The organism is Pseudomonas sp. LBUM1673 (assembly GCF_059695645.1).
The window spans coordinates 5,007,143-5,026,224 of sequence record NZ_CP166780.1; the positions used below are offsets into that span (position 1 = coordinate 5,007,143).

At 58.6% G+C, this 19,082-nt stretch carries 11 protein-coding genes; 1 reads left to right on the top strand and 10 read right to left on the bottom strand.

Annotated features, from left to right (window positions below; translation table 11 throughout):
* Positions 1-44: 44 nt before the first annotated feature.
* From astD to ACA044_RS23075, 4 genes are all read right to left on the bottom strand, one after another.
* On the bottom strand, positions 45-1,514 hold the full coding sequence (gene astD, locus ACA044_RS23060) for a succinylglutamate-semialdehyde dehydrogenase (protein WP_497447290.1): 1,470 nt from the start codon (positions 1,512-1,514) through the stop codon (positions 45-47).
* Entirely contained in the window at positions 1,511-2,536 is a 1,026-nt protein-coding gene (astA, locus tag ACA044_RS23065) for an arginine N-succinyltransferase (protein WP_497443424.1), read from the bottom strand. The genes astD and astA overlap by 4 nt, the downstream gene beginning before the upstream one ends.
* Positions 2,537-2,630: 94 nt before the next feature.
* Positions 2,631-3,650 carry an arginine/ornithine succinyltransferase subunit alpha gene (gene aruF, locus ACA044_RS23070; protein ID WP_095634598.1) on the bottom strand — a complete coding sequence of 340 codons (1,020 nt, stop codon included), beginning with the start codon at positions 3,648-3,650 and terminating at the stop codon, positions 2,631-2,633.
* A gap of 198 nt (positions 3,651-3,848) precedes the next feature.
* Positions 3,849-5,069: an aspartate aminotransferase family protein gene (locus ACA044_RS23075; protein ID WP_497443425.1), complete on the bottom strand. Its 1,221-nt coding sequence runs from the start codon at positions 5,067-5,069 to the stop codon at positions 3,849-3,851.
* Positions 5,070-5,374: 305 nt separating this feature from the next.
* Here ACA044_RS23075 and ACA044_RS23080 point away from each other — a divergent pair, with 305 nt between their 5' ends.
* Complete coding sequence (locus tag ACA044_RS23080; protein ID WP_497443426.1) at positions 5,375-13,144, top strand: dermonecrotic toxin domain-containing protein; 7,770 nt, start codon at positions 5,375-5,377, stop codon at positions 13,142-13,144.
* A gap of 16 nt (positions 13,145-13,160) precedes the next feature.
* Here the strand turns inward: ACA044_RS23080 and ACA044_RS23085 are convergent, their stop codons facing one another.
* From ACA044_RS23085 to ACA044_RS23110, 6 genes are all read right to left on the bottom strand, one after another.
* Complete coding sequence (locus tag ACA044_RS23085) at positions 13,161-14,141, bottom strand: GlxA family transcriptional regulator (protein WP_497443427.1); 981 nt, start codon at positions 14,139-14,141, stop codon at positions 13,161-13,163.
* Between the two features lie 112 nt (positions 14,142-14,253).
* Positions 14,254-15,018 carry an ABC transporter ATP-binding protein gene (locus ACA044_RS23090; protein WP_497443428.1) on the bottom strand — a complete coding sequence of 255 codons (765 nt, stop codon included), beginning with the start codon at positions 15,016-15,018 and terminating at the stop codon, positions 14,254-14,256.
* A 27-nt stretch (positions 15,019-15,045) separates the two neighbouring features.
* Complete coding sequence (locus tag ACA044_RS23095; protein WP_497443429.1) at positions 15,046-16,158, bottom strand: M14 family metallopeptidase; 1,113 nt, start codon at positions 16,156-16,158, stop codon at positions 15,046-15,048.
* 1 nt (position 16,159) lies between these two features.
* Entirely contained in the window at positions 16,160-16,858 is a 699-nt protein-coding gene (locus ACA044_RS23100) for an ABC transporter permease (RefSeq protein ID WP_497443430.1), read from the bottom strand.
* Positions 16,855-17,544: an ABC transporter permease gene (locus tag ACA044_RS23105; protein ID WP_007951063.1), complete on the bottom strand. Its 690-nt coding sequence runs from the start codon at positions 17,542-17,544 to the stop codon at positions 16,855-16,857. Before ACA044_RS23105 ends, ACA044_RS23100 begins: the two co-directional genes overlap by 4 nt.
* 90 nt (positions 17,545-17,634) lie before the next feature.
* Positions 17,635-18,408, bottom strand: coding sequence for an ABC transporter substrate-binding protein (locus tag ACA044_RS23110; RefSeq protein ID WP_497443431.1), 774 nt, complete (start codon positions 18,406-18,408; stop codon positions 17,635-17,637).
* Positions 18,409-19,082: the final 674 nt, after the last annotated feature.

Sequence of the window (19,082 nt, forward strand, 5' to 3'; positions counted from 1 at the left end):
TTCAATGGGATCCGTAGGAGCGAGGCTTGCCCGCGAAAGCGGTCTTACGACATGCGCACGCCCGGGGTCAGCGCGCTCGGCAAGGTCAGGCTCGGGGTTTCCAGCGAGGCCACCGGGTACGCGCAGTAATCTGCGGCGTAGTAGGCACTGGCCCGATGGTTGCCCGATGCACCGACACCACCAAATGGCGCACTGCTTGCAGCACCGGTCAGTTGCTTGTTCCAGTTGACGATACCGGCCCGGCTTTCCAGCCAGAACTGCTGATAACGCGCTTCGGAATCCGACAGCAAACCAGCCGCCAGGCCATAGTCGGTGTCGTTGGCTTCAGCGATCGCCGCTTCAAAGTCAGCGTAGCGGATCACCTGCAGCAGTGGACCGAACAGCTCTTCGTCCGGGCGATCGGCAACCGCCGTCACGTCCAGAATGCCAGGCGTCAACAAGGCTGCCTGGGCCTGGGGCTGAGTCATTTCCAAAAGTGCTACTGCGCCGTTGGTCAGCAGATGTTCTTGCGCATCCATCAGCGCTTTCGCAGCGCCGAGGGAAATCACCGAGCCCATGAACGGCGCCGGTTGCTGATCGAACGCACCGACGTCAATCGTCGAGCTGACTGCCACCAGACGCGCCAGCAGCGTATCGCCCCAGGCGCCTTGCGGCACCAGCAAGCGACGGGCACAGGTGCATCGCTGACCGGCAGAAATGAATGCCGACTGAATGATGGTGTAAACGGCGGCATCGAGGTCCGCGACCTGATCCACCACCAGCGGGTTGTTGCCGCCCATTTCCAGCGCAAGGATTTTGTCCGGACGACCGGCAAACTGCTGGTGCAGGTGATTGCCGGTACGGCTGGAACCGGTGAAGAACAGACCGTCGATGCCCGGGTTCGCCGCCAGGGCAATACCGGTTTCGCGAGCGCCCTGCAGCAAGTTCAACACACCGGCCGGCAGACCGGCTTCGATCCAGCACTTGACCGTCAGCTCGGCGACTTTCGGGGTCAGCTCACTGGGTTTGAACAGCACACTGTTACCGGCCAGCAGCGCCGGCACGATGTGACCGTTCGGCAAGTGACCGGGGAAATTGTAAGGTCCGAACACCGCCACCACACCGTGTGGCTTGTGGCGCAATACCGCAGTGGCGTCGCCCAGCGGGCCGCTCTTCTCGCCGGTACGTTCGCGGTAGCTCTGCACCGAGATCGCAATCTTGTTGACCATGCTGGTGACTTCAGTCGCTGCTTCCCACAGGGGTTTGCCGGTTTCTTCACCGATGGTGCGAGCCAGTTCGTCAGCATGATTCTTCAGCGCAGTGGCAAAGGCTTCCAGCACGCTGATGCGCTCTTCCAGGGTACGGCGAGCCCAGCTCGGGAACGCCTGACGCGCGGCTTGCACAGCCGACTCGACCTGACCGGCCGTGGCGCCTTCGCCGTCCCACAGCACTTGCTGGGTCACCGGGTTTACCGATTGAAAGGTTTCACCCTGGCCGGCCAGCCATTCACCGGCGATGTATAGCGAATTCATTATTTCGACTCCCGAGCAGCGGACAACGGAACGGCGCGTACTTGATCGCCTGCGTTGAGTTGAAGACGTTTGGCAGTCAGCGGATCGACCACCAAGGTGCCGGCGGCGAAGCGTGCGGGAGCGGCCGTGATCCGGCAGTCTTCGCGTTTGCGGTTATGAATCAGGAACGGCGTAGCGTCGTCACCCGGGGTGCCGATGGCCAGCACCAGCGCCTGGCTGTCGCGCACCGCGCGGATCTTGGCGGTTTCGCACTCCACTGCAGGACCGGCGTCAAAGATGTCGACGTAGCCTTGATAGCTGAAGCCTTCGCTCTTGAGCATCGCCAGGGCCGGCTCGGTGTCCGGGTGAACCTGGCCAATCACATTGCGCGCATCTGGCGACAGGAAGCAGGTGTACAGCGGGAATTTCGGCATCAGTTCGGCGATGAACGCCTTGTTGCCCACGCCGGTCAGGTAATCGGCCTGGCTGAACTCCATCTTGAAGAAGTGCCGGCCCAGACTTTCCCAGAACGGCGAACGCCCAGCTTCGTCGGACACACCGCGCATCTCGGCGATAATTTTGTTGCCAAACAGCTGCGGGAACTCGGCGATGAACAGCAACCGCGCCTTGGCCAGCATGCGGCCGTTGAGGCCACTGCGGTAATCGGCGTGCAGGAACAATGAGCACAGTTCAGAGTTGCCGGTCAGGTCGTTGGCCAGGAACAATGTCGGAATTTCACGGTAAATGTTCAGCTCTTGCGAGGCGCTGACCGTCAGGCCAACCCGGAAGTTGTACCAGGGCTCACGCAGGCCGACGGCGCCAGCAATGGCGGAAATACCCACCACACGGCCATTGTCGTCCTCGAGCACGAACAGGTAGTCCGTATCGCCCCGCCCGGCTTCGCCGCGGAAGGTCTTCTCGGCCCAACCGACCCGATGGGTCAGACGTTCTTCGTTGGCCGGCAAGGTGGTCAGGCCGGTGCCAGTGCTGCGGGCCAGGTCGATCAGAGCGGGTAAATCGCTGCTGCGTACGGGACGAACGATCATGCTATCTCCTCAAACGGGCCGCTTGCGCCACCCGCGAAACTCACTACTTTCCAGGATTCTTTCCAGGCACTCTTTCCAGGCATAGCAGCAGGCGTTAAACCGCCACCAGGCGCACGCTGGCACCTTCACCGACACCCAAGGCTTCGGCCGCTTCAAGATCCAGAGTCACGGGTTTGCCCGGCGCGTAATCGAGCTCAAGCAAAACGGCGCGGTAATCCTGCAACTGGGCGTTAGCCACCAGATACTGACGACCGGCACCTTTGACCGGTTCACCGATTTTCACCGGGACCACACGGCTCTGGGCGATCGAACGGATTCCCGAGACACGGGCATGCAGGGTCGGGCCTCCATCGAAAATATCGATGTAGTGATCGGTCTCGAAGCCTTCGCGCATCAAGATGTCGAAAGTGATCTGCGCCCGTGGGTGCACCTGGCCCATCGCCTCTTGAGCGGAGTCCGGCAGCAACGGCACATAGATCGGGTAATGCGGCATCAGCTCGGCCAGGAATGTGCGGCTTTTCAGGCCACACAGACGCTCGGCTTCAGCGTAGTTGAGGTCGAAGAAGTTACGACCGATGGCATCCCAGAATGGCGAGTCGCCATTTTCGTCGCTGTACCCGACGATTTCGGTCACCACCGAATCGGCAAAGCGCTCCGGATGGCTGGCCACGAACAACAAGCGACCACGGGAGTTGAGCTCCGCCCAAGGCGAACCCACCAACTCCGGCTTCACGTAGAAACTGGTCAGCAAGCTGTTGCCGGTCAGGTCGTGGCACTGGGAGAGCACGTGGATCTTGTTGTGAATCTTCAGCTCGCGGGAGGCATGCACGAAAGTTTCGTTACGAAAGCTGTAGAACGGCTCGGAATAACCGGCCGAGGCAACGATGGCCGAACAACCGACCAACTTGCCGGTAGCGGTGTCTTCGAGGACAAAGAAATAGCTTTCTTCACCGTTGAAGCTGACTTCGGCGGCGAACGAGGCTTCGCTTGCTGCGATCTTGTCGCTCAGGCGTTCAACGTCGTCCGGCAAGGAAGTGACACCAATCGGGCTGTCCGCAGCCAGACGCTGTACCTCGCCCAGATCAGCCATTTGCGCGGGGCGCATCACCAGCATGGTGTCACTCCTTTCTCGTAACTCTTTGGGGGGAAATAAGCCGAACCCTTGTAGGAGCGAAGCTTGCTCGCGAAGGTGTGTCAGTCGACATCACGGTGGCTGACACACCTTCGCGAGCAAGCTTCGCTCCTACAGAAGAGCGGGTCCGGCATAAAAATTGGGTTCGACGCCCGGATAGCCAGGCGTCGAGGGGGTCTATCAGGCTTGCGTCAGTTTGGCCACGGCACGTTCGAAACGGTCCAGACCGGCATCGATATCGGCGTCTTCGACCACCAGGCTTGGCGCGAAACGAATCACGTCCGGGCCTGCTTGCAGAATCATCAGGCCTTCGCGCTCCGCGGCGTTGAAGATGTCTTTGGCTTTGCCTTTCCAGGCATCGCTCAGCACACAACCGAGCAGCAGGCCCAGACCGCGAACCTGAGTGAAAATGCCGTACTTCTCGCCGATCTGCTCAAGACGGGTCTTGAACTTGTCGTGCTTGGCTTTGACGCCGCTCAGCACTTCTGGCGTGTTGATCACGTCGATCACGGCTTCAGCGACAGCGCACGCCAGTGGGTTACCACCGTACGTGGTGCCGTGGGTCCCGACGACCAGGTGTTTGGCCAGGTCTTCGGTGGTCAGCATCGCTGCGATCGGGAAACCGCCGCCCAGGCTCTTGGCGCTGGTCAGGATGTCCGGGGTCACGCCGTAATGCATGTAGGCGAACAGCTCGCCGCTACGGCCCATGCCGGTCTGGACTTCGTCGAAGACCAGCAGCGCGTTGTGCGCGTCGCACAGCTCACGGGCGCCTTGCAGGTAAGACAGTTCGGCCGGCAGTACACCGCCTTCGCCCTGGATCGGCTCCAGAACCACCGCACACGTCTTGTCGGAAACAGCGGCTTTCAGCGCGGCCAGATCGTTGTAAGGCACGTGGGTGATGCCGGTGATCTTCGGACCGAAGCCGTCGGAGTACTTCGACTGGCCACCAACGTTCACGGTGAACAGGGTACGGCCGTGGAAGCTGTTGAGCGCAGCAACAATTTCGTACTTCTCGGTACCGAAACGGTCATGGGCCACGCGACGGGCCAGCTTGAAGGCGGCCTCGTTGGCTTCGGCGCCGGAGTTGCAGAAGAACACACGCTCGGCAAAAGTGGCGTTGACCAGCTTATGGGCCAGGCGCAAGGCCGGCTCATTGGTGAACACGTTGGACACGTGCCACAGCTTGTTCGCCTGCTCGGTCAAGGCAGTGACCAGCGCCGGGTGCGCATGGCCCAATACGTTAACGGCAATCCCGCCGGCGAAGTCGATCAGCTCGCGGCCAGACTGGTCCCAGACACGGGAACCGGCGCCACGCACAGGAATGAAAGCGGCAGGCGCGTAGTTGGGAACCATTACCTGGTCGAAATCGGCGCGTTCTACCGCAGCGTGCTCAACGGACATCGGAGTCTCCTGAAGAGGAACACCCGCCTGAAACTGGCGAGCGATGAGGGGATTGTAAGGACAGTTTTCAGCCCGGCCTTGCCGCCAAGCGACAACTTCTTATAGCGCAAACACAGGTTTTTCCCGGGTTTACGGCAATGCGACAAATAGGGTCGCAAAGGCGCAGTTTAAACTGCCGCCGCCGATTTGCGGCAGGCCCGAGAGGATATCAATTCAAGTCGGCGTCACAGGTATAAATATGTACCGCACCTTCATCCCATCGTTCTGATTTGCTGGGCGCTTTCCAGACGCCAAGGATTGGCCCGATGCAATCGACTGAAGAACGGCAACCCGCCATCACCGACACAATCCATTCGCAACATCCCGACAGCCATTATTCGCACCTCAAAGCCACCCTTCCCGATTGGCTGGGCAACGCCTCCCCTGCCAAGCGCCAGGCATTCAAGAACGCCCACCCCCTGTTGCCGCTACAGCTGCGGGCTGCATCGGCGACCCAACACCAGGAGCTCAAAGCACTCAACGCTGCACACTGGACGGCTCAAAACGATGTCGACCAACAACTGAAGCACCTGCAAGACGTCAGCGCCTTTGCCGAGCCGTTGCTCAAAGCGGCGCTGAAAGAACACTTTGATCTGGAGCTGGACGTCAGGACAACCTTCCTGCGCCTGTACATACCCGCGAAGACGCCATGGTTTCCGATCAAGACCGGCGCCCGTGCCTGGACGGTCTCGTTACTGGACGCAGCGCTGCATAACTTCGAAGAGAAGGAGACTGAAGACGGCGCCTATGAAGCTGACTCGACCTTCATCACCGAGCCTTCTGCGACCGGGCAGTTCGATACCCTGCCCTTGATCAAGGGCAAGCTGAGCATCCCGGCGTTTACCAAACTATGCAGAGAGCTGGATATCGGCACTCAATACCAAACCCATCTGAAAGAAAACCTCGGCTTTAACGACCCGGCTAAAGCGTCGGCACTGCGGCTAAAGGTCGACGAAAGTCAAAAGGCCGCCCTGAAAACTGCCCTTCAATGGGCACGGATGAACCGCGACATAAGCGAAGCTTACTTCCGCTTGATTACAGGCCTGCTAGATGGGCTGCAAGGCATGCGGATCAACAGGCAGACCCTCTTATGTCACGACCTGTCAATGATGTCCGCCTCCCTCACCGGTATTGTCGTATTCGCCCCTGACGCTGAAAACGTTCGAGAGGTAACGCGGGTAGTGGCCTACGTCCCGGATGACCCGGAACACCCGGTCAAGGAATATGCATCGACGGCCGAGATGGAAGCCGAACTCACCCGTCAGTTGCGCTCGAAAGATTACCAACGCTTTTTCAGCCGGTTTGTGGATCATGAGCAAACTGGTGTTTTGCTCGCCAACCTGAATAGCCGTTTGACCAAAGTGAAGTGGCATTCGCCCGTTCAAGGAAGCTCTGAACCGCCGTGGCGGGAAACGCCCCTCGACAAGCCAGATCTGCAGCTTGCAAGCACTTTGATTAAAGATGATCTGTGGCAGCACCGCTATCAGGCCAAATTGAACAAGATCCTCAACGACGCGAAAGTCATTGCTGTCCCGACCGCTACAGTCGATCAGAAAGCCCGTTGGGCCCGCTGGGATTCACTGATCAAAACAGCCTCATCGATCATTGAAACCGCCGCATTCATCATTGCGCCGTTTGTGCCAGGCCTGGGTGAATTGATGATGGGCTATATGGCTTATCAACTGCTCGACGAAACTTTCGAGGGAATTATCGAATGGGCCCAGGGCAGAACCACCGAAGCGTTCGAGCACCTCATGGGCACGCTGGAATCGCTGATACAACTGGGCGCGTTTGCGGTAGGTAGCGCCATTGCTGCAGGTGAGTTTCGCAACGCATTACCCAAAGAAGTCGTCGCCTTTATCGACCGGTTCAAGCCTGTCGAGCTGCCCAATGGCCAAACCCGGTACTGGGAACCGAACCTGACCCGCTACGAGCAGAAAACCATTCCTGGCAAGGATTCCCTGCCCAATGAGCTGGGCCTGCATCAGCATCAGGGAAAACAGCTGCTGCCCCTTGAAGATGCGCACTTCGCAGTGAGCAAAGGCCCGCTCTCCGACAGGTATCTGATTGAACATCCGACCCGCCCTGACGCTTACAAACCGGTAGTGCGGCACAACGGCGACGGGGCATGGCATACCGAGCTCGAACAACCGCTGGAGTGGGACAAACCCACTGCATTGCGCCGGATCGGACATTCTGTCGAATCGTTTTCTCCAGCCCAACGCGAGCAGATTCTCAAGGTCAGCGGCTACAACGAAGACGCACTGCGCAAAATGCATGTCGATCAGGAGTCCCTCCCACCCTTGCTCGCCGATAGCATCAAACGCTTCAAAATCGACCAGGATCTTCAAGGTTTTATCGATCAACTGGACAGCGAGCTCCCCGAGCATTACCTCAGCGCCGACCCAGTGCCACAGCTGCAACTCCTCGCAGAGCACGGCCGATGGCCAGCCAGCAAACGGCTGCGCCTGGTGGATCAACAGGGGGAAATCATCTGGCAGTCTTCAAGCGACGAAACCTTGCCCCTCACAGAGATTCGCCAGGACAACCTGATGGAGGGTGACTTACTCAAAACACTGCTTTATTCCCTTGATGAACAAGAAGCCAAAGCGCTGCTGGGAGAAGAGTTCGCCGGCCCGATGCTCGCACTGGATGTGCGCACCCGGACATTGAGACAACAACTGGCTCAGCTCGCCAGGCAACAACGAACCTCAATGTTCGAAACACGCTACAAGGCACTCGAGTTAAATGAAGCCCCCCTGGCGCAGCACATCGCCCGACACGCCCCCCAGTTGCCAGCCAGTGTCACACGGGAATTGCTCAACACCGCCACCGGAACGCAATTGCTGCAAATCAGCGAAGGGCAATTGCCGGAACGCCAACAGGATCTTGTACAACTGGCCAATCAGGAAGTGCGCGTCGCGCGTGCCTATGAAGGGCTGGAGCTGGATTCCGTCAGCAATCCGGATACCAATACCCTGGCATTGCACAGCCTCAAACGCTTGTCCGGCTGGACAGGCGATGTGCGCATCGAGATCCGGGACCGGGTTTATGAAGGGCCGATGCTGGACAGCACCGGACGTTCGGATGCGCCCGTTCAGAAAGTCCTGATCCGACAGACCGATGGCACCTATCAACCCTACGACGACCGTGGCCAGGAACTGCATTCGGCAACTGACTTCTACTCCAGCGTTTTGTACGCCCTGCCTGACGCAGAACGCCAGGCCCTGAACATCCAGATCGGCCAGACGCAGAAGCTGAAAAACTCAATCCGCGAGCGACCTCTGGAGCGCAGCGAGTTGCGAGTTGCGATCTCACAACCACCACTTCGGGAGCCGGCCGTTGACACTTTGCGTCTGGTGGGCGTGGAAGGGTATCCACCCTTGCGATCCGAGTCGCCCCGTACCCTGGAAGACAGGGTCCAAGAGGTTTATCCGTCACACGCTCCCGAACAAGTCCAGGAATTGATTTCCAGGCTGCAGAACCACCCCGCTGGTGTGCGCGGCGAACTTTCCCGCCTGCGCAACGAATACGCCAAACTCAGCGATGACCTGCGTCGCTGGGAGACTGACGTACCTGCCACCCACCCCGACAACGGCCTCCCGCTGACGACAGATCAGCGTCGAGCAGCCCTGCAAAGCCGCTCGGCGCTCAGAAGCGCTATCCAGTATTCCTGGCGCAGACAAACTCGCGGGCCCGCCGGCTACATGCTCCAGGTAGCAGATCCGATACTGGGCGACCTCCCCACCCTGGATGCTGACTTCAGTCATATCGCCTCACTGTCGATCAATGGCAGCACCGGCACCCGTGCCGTCGATCCTTTTTTGCAGCACTTCCCTGGATTACTGTACATGGACGTGCAAAACCTCACCTTGCCGAACCTGCCACAATCCATCACCTCAATGCCGGTTCTTCGACAGCTGATCATGCGTAACTGCGGCATTACGCTCACCCCTGCCAACCAGTCCTTGCTCTCTTCATTACCCGAGCTCTCCCTGCTGGATCTACAGGACAACCCGCTGGGGCTCCCCCCAGATATACACACGATGCCTTCGTTGCGTTACCTCAATCTGGCCAACACGGGCATCTCCACGCCGCCAGCCGGTCTGCTGGATCATCCTCGACTTGTCACCGGCCGGTTCGATGGCAACCAGATCACCGAAGTGCCCGACGCGCTCTTCACGTTAGCGGCCCCCCTCAGTGACGGATTCGATTTTGCAGGCAACCCGTTGTCCGCAGCCACCCGGGAGCAGGTGAAAATCCACTACCAACGCACCGGGAGACATTTCGGAATATTGCCCGAACAGGCGGATATCACTCGCACGACAGCCCTGTTTCCAGACCTGAACACTCATCAAGCGTCTGACGTACTGTACCGATTGCCCGGGACGCTGAATCAAGGCCGAGTTCAACTCACGAACTGGGAGGCCGAGATTACCCAAATGAAGGATGACCTGGCGCAATGGGTCAGAAACATTCCTGAGCGCAATACCTCGACTGGTCAACCTCTCAACTTCAACGAGCAGTCGAGCGAACTGATCAAAAGAGACAGGTTCGGACAAGAGCTGGAACAATTCTGGCGCAAGAGATTGAGTAACCAAACGAGCGCCAGGGACAGCCATTTGATGGCGACCCTCGAATTCATGGGCGACATGCCAGTACTCACCGCGGATTTCAGCCATGTTTCCAAGCTGACCCTCACAGGCAACAAAAGTGTTTCTGCAATGGCGCCGTTCCTGCAACGTTTCCCGAACTTGAGCGTCCTGGAACTGCGTTTCTTTGATTTGGAACCGACGTCCCTGTCAGCCATCAACATGCCTCTGCTGAATACACTTGAACTGAAGAATTGCGGGGTGCTGCTGACTCCCGAAAACCAGACAGCGCTCTGCTCAATGAGCAACCTTGAAACGCTGGAACTGAGCGACAATCCTTTAGGTACGTTTCCCGACCTGAATCTGTTGCCTCAACTGACGTACATTGACCTGTCCAACACCCGTATCTCCGATGTTCCCGCCGGACTGGCCGATCATCCAAACCTGCGAACCGCGATTTTCAGCGGCAACTTTATTACCGAAATGCCCGACGCCGTTTTCGACCTTTCCGCCAATCGCAGTGACGGATTTGACTTTGCCGACAATCCGTTATCGACAGCGACAAGGAATCGGATAAAAACCTACCACCGCAAGACCGGACACGACTTTGACGTGCGGGCCGATAACGCTGATATCGCCTTGGTCCGAGAGCTGTTCCCGACGCTGGATATCCAAGAGGCCAGTGATGTGATCTATGACTTGCCCGGAACCCTGGCAGATGGCCAGCTTCAACTCGATCGCTGGAAAGCGGAGCTGACCCAACTGACGGCCGATCTGACCCTGTGGGCCCCACAGGTTCCGAGCGTTCACCCCGTCACCGGCGAAGTGCTCACTGCCATTCAGTTGTTCGACGAGTACACGTCCCGGTCGGAGTTCGGCCAAAGACTGGAACAGTTCTGGCGTCGTCGTTCAGTCACATCCGGGATGCGGGAAGACTTCTTCGCGTCGGATTTGAAATTCATAGGTGACATGCCACGGCTGACAGCGGATTTCACTCATGTTTCAAGGCTGAACCTCAAGGGCAACCCGGCAATCCGTGGAACCGAGCCGTTCCTTGAACTTTTTCCGAATGTGCAATACCTGGAAATGCGTGGCTTCGGACTGGATCAAGTGCCTCAGACCATCACTCGCATGCCGGCCCTCAAGGAGCTGACACTGGCCAATTGCGGTGTGACGCTCACACCCGAAGGCCAGACCGCACTTGCATCGCTGGGTGAGCTTGAGCTTCTGGATCTGAGCGGCAACCCGCTGGTGGTAGCGCCTGACCTGGAGGTCATGCCCGCACTGAACGACATTCGACTGTCCAACAGCGGAATTTCCAACCTGCCAAACGGTATCGTCAATCATCCGAATCTAAGAAACGCCCTGCTCAATGGCAACAGGATTACCGAGCTGCCCGAAACCTTTTTCAATCTCGACATCGATCTCGCCTATAGCGTTGATCTCACCAGCAACCCGTTGTCCCTGATCAGTCGCGACGGCATCAAGACGTACTATGCGCAAAACGGACATGACTTTGGCGTACTGCCGGAGGTGGCCGACATTGTTCGAGCGCGAGAGTTGTTTCCGGGGCTGGATGTCGAAGACGCCAGCCATATGATCTATCACCTGCCGGGAACACTGGAGGCCGGCAGCGCTCAGCTTGTGCGCTTGGAGGCGGAAATTGCCCGGATGACCAGCGACCTCACGGCCTGGGTCGAGGGCACTCCAGCGCGCAATCCGAACGGCGGTTTTCTGAGCACAGCTGAAAAGATGACACAGCGCATCAGCAGAAGAGAGTTCTGTCGAAAACTGGAGCAGTTCTGGCGTAACAGGCGGACTGACAGAACAGAATTCAGGTCTAACACGTTCGTGGCGGATCTGGCCTTCACCGGGGATATGCCAACGCTGACAGCAGACTTCAGCCATGTCACGCAGCTGTCCCTCCAAGGCAACGATGCCCTGAATGCCCCTGATAGCTTTCTGACGTGTTTTACCGGACTGCAGGGACTGGAAATGCGCGATTTCGCCTTGGGCCGATTACCCCAGGCGATTACCCGGATGTCCTCACTCAAAACACTGGTGTTGAGCAGCTGTGGTGTCGTATTCGACGCCGAAGCACAGGCAGCACTTTCTTCCTTGCCCCGCTTGGAAATGCTGGATATGTACAACAATCCACTGGGCAGCGTCCCGGATGTATCGCGCATGACAACGCTGACTTTTATCGACCTGGCTAGAACCGAGCTTGACCGTGTGCCTGTCGGCCTGTCGAATCTGCCGCGACTTGATACTGCCTTATTGAACGAAAACTGGATAACTGAACTGCCGAACGAACTCTTTAACCTCTCTACCGACGCCCGTAATGGCGTTGACTTAGGCAGTAATCCGCTGTCCGCAACCGCGCGAGAGCGGATAAAAACCTATCATCAATTGACCGGAAGCGATTTTGGCGTATTGGCCGACCGGGCCGATATCGAACGGGCACAAACGCTATACCCACATTTAACCGACACACGAGCCAGCGATTTCGTCTATGCCCTGCCCGGCACGCTGGCCGAGGGACGTCTAGAGCTGGCCCGCCGGCAAACCGAGCTCGCCACCCTGATCAGCGACCTTGAAGTGTGGATGAACGAGGTTCCACTAGACCCCGCCACCAACGCGCCGCTGGATGCCGAAGCTCTGCTTCAAGAGCGATCCAATCGAATGAAGTTCAAGGAAAGCCTGGAGCATTGCTGGCGCCGGATTGTCCCAGAGAATCAGTCCGAGTTCAGCTTCACGTCCAATCTGTCGATCATTGGTGATCTACCTGCTCTGTCGGCAGACTTCGGGCATATACGCGAACTGAGCCTGACGAGTACATCGAATGTTGCCCCTCGTGCCAGCCGATTCCTGAATCATTTCCCCAATCTGCAAAAGCTCGCGATCCTGGGGTATCAGCTGGACGACATTCCCTCCGTGGTCTTCGCAATGGAAAAACTGACGGCGCTGAGCCTGCCCAAGTGCCGCATCACCCTGACCCGGAATACCGTGGAGGCACTGGGTGCGATGGAAAATCTCGACAGCCTGATTCTGCGAAACAACCCGCTGAGCCTGGTGCCTGACGTTAGCCGCCTGAAAAGATTGACTTGGCTGGATCTGAGCAATACCGGACTCAGCGAAGTACCAACAGCGCTGTTCGACAGTCCTGTCCTTAGTCACGCAGACCTCTCCAATAACGCAATCACCGAGTTGCGGATCGAGATGCTGAACGCCGCCCCCGTCGGCACTGTCGATGTCAACTTCAGCGGTAATCCGTTATCCGCGCAAAGCCAGCAACGCCTTGATGCTTACATCGCCATCAGGGCAGACAGGTTGGCTTACCGGCAAAGGCTGCGCCAAGAATTCGACGAATTCGAGGATTCTTCGTTTTCCGATGGAACTGAACGATCGCAGCGATCTACCGGGTCATCGGAGTCGTTCCCATGACCGTTTCAGTTAACGTCTAGCCGCGTTCCGACGGCACCGACGACAACTCGAACGGGCTGCTGCTGCGCCGCTGGTTGCGATCTTCCCGCGGCGTGGCACCGAAGAAATTGCGGTAGGCGCTGGAGAAATGCGGCCCCGAAGAGAAGCCACAAGACAGACCGATCTGGATGATCGACTTGCTGGTTTGCATCAACATCTGCCGGGCCTTGTTCAGGCGCAGCTCCAGGTAATACTGGCTCGGCACGCGGTTGAGGTACTGCTTGAAGATCCGCTCCAACTGCCGACGTGATACGCACACATGCTGGGCGATTTCGTCGGTGGTCAGCGGTTCTTCGATATTGGCTTCCATCAGCAACACCGCCTGGGTGAGCTTCGGATGGCTCGAGCCCAAGCGGTTCTGCAACGGAATACGCTGGCGCTCGCCGCCTTCACGGATGCGCTCGACCACCAGTTCTTCCGATACCGCGCCGGCCAGTTCGGCGCCGTGGTCACGGGCCAGCACCGCCAGCAACAAGTCCAGTACCGACAAGCCACCGCAGGCGCTCAAGCGATCGCGATCCCAGTCGAACAGATGGCTGGTGGCGATGACTTTCGGGAAACGCTCGGCGAAATCGTCCTGCCAGCGCCAATGCACGGCAGCGCGATAACCGTCGAGCAACCCCAACTGCGCCAATGGGTAAACACCGGCTGACAAACCGCCGATCACACAACCGGCTCGCACCAGTTGTTTCAGCGCACTGCTGAGCGCTGGCGCGAGTGCGGTCGGCGGCTCATCGGCGAGCAGGAACAGCTTCTGGAAGTTTTCGAGCTTGCCGGCCCAAGGTTCACCCGGCAATTGCCAGGCGCCATCGGTCGGCGGTTCGGCCTGCAAAAACGACAGTTCGTAAACAACGTCCGGGTGCACACGCTGGGCAACACGCAAGGCCTCCTCAGCCAGCGCAAGCGTCAGAGCTTTAGTGCTGGGCCAAATCAGGAAACCAATTCGATGGGCAGTCATGGCGGGCAATCCGAAACGAAAACAGTGTTAAAGCCGAAGGCGGCTGCAACCAAATTAGACCATCTGGCGCGCGGTGCGCAGCATGACCTAATTTGGTGCGTAACGGGAGCGATTACTTGAGGCTGCCCGAGAGGAATTGTTGCAAACGTTCAGACTGCGGATTGACCAGCACTTCGCGCGGGTTGCCGCTTTCTTCGACGACGCCTTTGTGCAGAAAAACCAGCTGGTTCGACACTTCACGGGCAAAGCCCATTTCGTGCGTCACCACCACCATGGTCCGGCCTTCCAGCGCCAGGGCCTGCATGACTTTCAGCACGTCACCGACCAGCTCCGGGTCGAGGGCCGAGGTCGGTTCGTCGAACAGCATCACCTCAGGCTCCATCGCCAGCGCACGGGCAATCGCCACACGCTGTTGTTCGCCGCCGGACATGTGGCCTGGGTAGCCGTCCTTGCGATGAGCCACGCCGACCTTGTTCAGGTAGTGCTCGGCCTTCTCGCGGGCTTCGGCCTTGGACATGCCGAGCACGTGGACCGGCGCTTCCATGATGTTTTCCATCGCGGTCATGTGCGACCACAGATTGAAATGCTGGAACACCATCGACAGACGCGAACGCATGCGTTGCAGCTGTTTCGGGTCGGCCGCTTTCAGCCCGCCATCCTTGTTGGCGACCAGTTTCAGCTCTTCGTTGTTGAGCAGAATCTTGCCCGCGTGCGGCTGCTCGAGCAGGTTGATGCAGCGCAGGAAAGTACTTTTGCCGGAGCCACTGGAGCCGATGATGCTGATCACATCGCCAGCCGCCGCTTTCAGGGACACGCCCTTGAGCACTTCGTGACTGCCATAGCGTTTATGCAGGTCTTGGACTTCAAGTTTGTACATGCGGTCGGTTCTCACAAAAACAGTCAGTCAGTCGTTGAGCAAGCGCCCGTGACGCAGCGCTTCGCGCCCCGCCACCTTGGCCAGCCAGAAACCGGGTTGGGCATAACGCAGCCGTTCAATGGCAAACAGCACCCCGGACGTACCAGCACACACCGTGCTGACCCGATCCGATAACGGATCGATCACTTCGAAAATCTCGTCACCCGCTTCAACCCACTCACCGGGTTTACGCAGAAAACTCACCACGCCAGGGTGCGGCGCGAACAGCAATTCGGTGCCTTCGAACGGCATGCCTTCGCAAGCGTCTTGCGCGGGTTTTGGCCATTCGCCGCTGATCAGCCCTTGCTCGGCGAGGAACGCCAGGATGCCTTCGGCGTGAGCCTGCGCCTCAAGGCGCCCGGTATCCGACTGACCACCCAATTCAATGGTAGTCGCCAGGCAGGCCAGTGGAATCTGAGCGTCCGGAAACAGACGCGACAGGCGCAGCCATGGCAGCGAGCACGCTTCATCAAAGGAACTGCCACCGGAATCCTCCGCCAGCAGCCCCACCTTGACGTTCAAGTGTGCGGCCAGCGAACGCCAATGCGACCAGTGTTGCGGCAAGGCGTACATGTGCAATGCCGCCTCGGCATCGCAATGCAAATCCAGCACCACATCGGCGGTGCAAGCATGGCTGAGCAAGATGCGCTGCATGCCTTGCAGCTGACTGGCAGCCGGTGGCAAGGCGGCCAGCACATCGCTCATGGTTTCACGGATCAAACGGATATTGGCGTGAGGATCGTCACCCAGATGCCCTTGGAGCTCGGCGGCCACGGGCTCGCTCAGCTCAACGAAATCCCGGTTGAAGTTCTTGCCGCTGCCGGCCTCGAAACGCCCCTGATGATTACCCTGAAGCAGTTGCCCCAGGCCCAGCGGGTTAGCCACCGGCACCAGTTCGATCACACCGTTCAGCAAGCCTTGGGCTTCGAGTTCGGTCAGGCGCTTTTTCAGCTCCCAGGCCGTGCGCATCCCCGGCAGTTCATCGGCGTGCAGGCTGGCCTGGATGTAGGCCTTGCGCTCGCCGGCGCCGAAGCGGAACACCGAAATCCAGCGTTCACTGCCCAGGTGGCTCCACGGCAATGCATGATCGATGCGTTCCATATCAGTGCTTCCGCGGGGCCAGGTAGCCCAGCCAGCGGTGCTCGGCCATTTTGAACAGGCGCACCAGAATGAAGGTCAGGCACAGGTAGAACACGCCGGCGGTGATGTAGGCTTCGAACGGCAAGTAGAACTGAGCGTTGACCGTGCGCGCGGCACCGGTGATGTCGATCAGGGTCACGATGGACGCCAGACTCGTGGTCTGCAGCATCATGATCACTTCGTTGCTGTACTGCGGCAGCGCCCGGCGCAGCGCCGATGGCAACAGGATCCGCTTATACATTTTGATGCGTGACATGCCCATGGCCTTGGCCGCTTCGATCTCGCCGTTCGGCGTGGCGCGCAGGCTGCCGGCGATGATTTCAGCGGTGTAGGCGCTGGTATTGATGGCGAAGGCCAGGCACGCACAAAACGTGGCGCTGGACAGCCAAGGCCAGAGGAAGCTTTCCCGCACCGCTTCGAACTGCGCCAGACCGTAGTAGATCAAAAACAGCTGCACCAGCATCGGTGTGCCGCGGATCACGTAGGTGAACAGCCAGGCACTCATGTTGACGATCGGCTGCTTGGAGACGCGCATCAGCCCCAGCGGCAGCGCCGCCAGCAGACCGAAGAACAGCGATAGCGCGAGCAATTTCAGGGTGGTCAGCAGGCCGCCGAAGTACAGCGGCAAGGCCTCCCAAATGACGTTGTAGTCGAAGATCATAGATCAGCCGCCCTTACGCCTACCGAGTAGCGCTTCTCAAGGTGACGCAATGCCAGCAACGAGACGCTGGTGATCACCAGGTACATCGCCGCCACTGCGAGGAAGAAGGTGAAAGGCTCGCGGGTGGCATCTGCCGCCTGCTTGGCCTTGAACATCATGTCTTGCAGACCGACCACCGAAATCAGCGCGGTCGCCTTGGTCAGTACCAGCCAGTTGTTGGTGAAGCCCGGAATCGCCAGACGAATCATCTGCGGCACCAACACCCGGAAGAACACCTGAAAACTACTCATGCCGTACGCCATGCCGGCTTCTGCCTGACCTTTGGGAATCGCCATGAAGGCGCCGCGAAAGGTTTCCGACAAGTACGCACCGAAGATGAAGCCCAGGGTGCCGATACCGGCGGCCAACGGGTTCAGGTCGATGTAGTCGTCATAACCGAGCATCGGCGCGACGCGGTTGAGCAGGTCCTGGCCGCCGTAGAAAATCAGCAGGATCAGCACCAGATCGGGAATACCGCGGATCACCGTGGAATACAGATCGCCCAGCCAGGCCAGCCAGCGCACCGGCGACAGACGCAACGCAACGCCGATCAGCCCCAGAACGATGGCCAGGGCCATGGACGACAAGGCGAGCTGAAGCGTCAACCATGCGCCATCGAGGATGACAGCCCCGTAGCCTTTCAACATGATTCAGGTCCTCGAAAGTTGGGATGAAAAAATGGCGCAAACCTCAGAGATCCTGTTGCTTGCGCCATTCCGGACTTGTTGCGGGGACGGTTACTTGCCGTAGATATCGAAGGCGAAGTACTTGTCCTGGATTTGCTTGTACTTGCCGTTTTCGCGAATGGCCGCGATCGCGGTGTTGATCTTGTCTTTCAGCGCGTCGCCCTTGCGAACCGCGATACCGATGCCGTCGCCGAAGTACTTCTCGTCGGTGAAGGCCGGGCCCACGAAAGCGAAACCTTTACCGGCGTCGGTTTTCAGGAAGCCGTCATCCAGCAAGGTCGCGTCTGCCACGGTGCCGTCGAGGCGACCGGCAGCCACGTCGAGGTAGATTTCGTTCTGCGAACCGTAAGGCTTGATCTCGGCACCCAGCGGGGCCAGGACTTCGCGGGCGAAACGCTCGTGGATCGAACCCCGTTGCACGCCGATGTTCTTGCCCTTCAACTCAGCCAGGCTTTCGCTGACTGGCGTGCCGGCCTTCATGACCAGGCGAGCCGGGGTGTTGTAGTACTTGTTGGTGAAGTCCACGGACTTCTTGCGGTCTTCAGTGATGGACATGGACGACAGGATCGCGTCGATCTTGCGCACTTTGAGTGCCGGGATCAGGCCGTCGAACTCTTGCTCGACCCACACGCACTTGACCTTCATCTCTTCGCACAGGGCGTTGCCGATGTCGTAGTCGAAACCCACGATGCTGCCGTCCGGCGCTTTGGAGGCGAACGGAGGGTAAGCTGCTTCGATACCGATTTTTACGGGCTTGTCATCGGCGAAGGTCGGCAGGGACAGCACGGACAGTGCCAGGGCGCCAAGCAGCACAAGTTTCTTCATCTTGGGACTCCATCGGTAAAGGGCAAAAACGGCAGAGTGAGCGACAGCCCAATATGCGAATGGGTTAAACCGCAAAGCGGTGCTGCGTCTTCAGGATGCGTGCATGGAATTCAACAAGTGATTTCAACGCAGACAACGACGAGCGAGTGATCGGCATTCTAACGACAGGCCCGAAGCCGATATTTCTTCAATGCGACAACAAATTACAGATGCACCGAGAAAGCCGCTTGAGCGCGTTGACAGCCTTGCAATTTCATGCAAGAGAAAAAGACAGTAAACCGATCTATGTTGCAAATTGCGGGCCTATTATTGGCAAACCCTTCTAATCCGGCAAGCGCAGCGTGGCGTCTTATTTTTCATGGCGGGTGATGAGGCCCAGAAACGGGGCTTCGCGTTTCCCAATGCCTCGTTGTCGGGCGTGCGGTTACACATTCAGTTACTTGAAGGGTGACGGGTAACAGAGGGAAATGACCTACAGATGAAGCCGATAATTATTGGGCGCCTGATAGATCGCCTTCGCGAGCAAGCCCGCTCCCACAGTGGATTTGGTGTTCGCTGGAGATCTACTGTGGGAGCGGGCTTGCTCGCGAAGAGGCCCGAACTGCCACTGCAAAAACATCAGACAATAAAAAGCCCCACCGGGCTCAACACCCGGCAGGGCTTCAAAGACGCCG